The following is a 1,019-nucleotide window of genomic DNA, read 5'->3' as shown; positions in this document are numbered from 1 at the left end:
TGCCGGTCCGGGATCCCGCGCACGTTGTGACGATGGGCGAGGGCATGACACCACTGCTGCCGCTCGCCCGGGCCGGTCGGCGGCTGGGCCTGCCGAACCTGTTGCTGAAGGACGAGGGCCTGGTCCCGACCGGCGCGTTCAAGGCACGCGGCGCCGCGGTCGGCGTCTCCCGGGCCGCCGAGCTGGGTGTGCGGGCGGTCGCGATGCCGACCAACGGCAACGCCGGAGCGGCCTGGGCCTGCTACGCCGCCCGGGCCGGGCTCGGCGCGCTGATCGCGATGCCGGTGGACGCCCCGGAGATCACCCGCCGGGAGTGCGTCGTCTCCGGCGCCGAGCTGTACCTGGTCGACGGCCTGATCGGGGACGCCGGCCGGTTGGTGGCCGACGCGGTCTCCCGCCGCGACGGCTACCAGGACACCTCGACGTTGAAGGAGCCCTACCGGCTCGAGGGCAAGAAGACGATGGGCTACGAGATCGCCGAGCAGCTGGGCTGGCGGTCACCGGACGTCATCCTCTACCCGACCGGCGGCGGCGTCGGGATCATCGCGATCCACAAGGCGCTGCGCGAGATGCTCGAGCTGGGCTGGTTGACCGGCCCGCTGCCGCGGCTGGTCGCGGTGCAGGCCACCGGCTGCGCGCCGATCGTCGACGCGTTCGACGCCGGACTGCGGGAGTCCGTCCCGCCCGCCGACCCGCGGACCGTCGCCTTCGGGATCACCGTGCCGAAGGCACTCGGCGACTTCCTGGTACTCGACGCCGTCCACGACACCGGCGGCACCGCCGTCGCCGTCACCGACGACGAGCTGCTCGCCGCCGAGCACGCCCTGGCCCGGGACGAGGGCACCTGGATCTGCCCGGAGGGCGCGGCCTGTGTGGCCGCGGCCGGCCGGTTGCGGGAGAGCGGCTGGTTGGACGGTTCGGAGGAGGTCGTCGTACTGAACACGGGGTCCGGGCTGATCTACCCGGACACCGTGCGGGCGGAACCTCCGGTGCTCGCGGCCGACGGGCGCATCCCGTGA

General features: G+C 74.0%; 1 protein-coding gene. It reads left to right on the top strand.

Annotated elements, in window-relative coordinates:
- Positions 1–1,019 (top strand): threonine synthase (locus ACLFMI_RS26765; RefSeq protein ID WP_410950739.1); only part of this gene is annotated, 1,019 nt, incomplete at its 5' end.

The sequence above is a fragment of the Pseudonocardia nantongensis genome (assembly GCF_046546495.1).
Lineage (GTDB): Bacteria > Actinomycetota > Actinomycetes > Mycobacteriales > Pseudonocardiaceae > Pseudonocardia > Pseudonocardia nantongensis.
The sequence above is the reverse complement of the archived record's forward strand: the minus strand, read 5'-3'. Positions and strand labels throughout refer to the sequence as shown.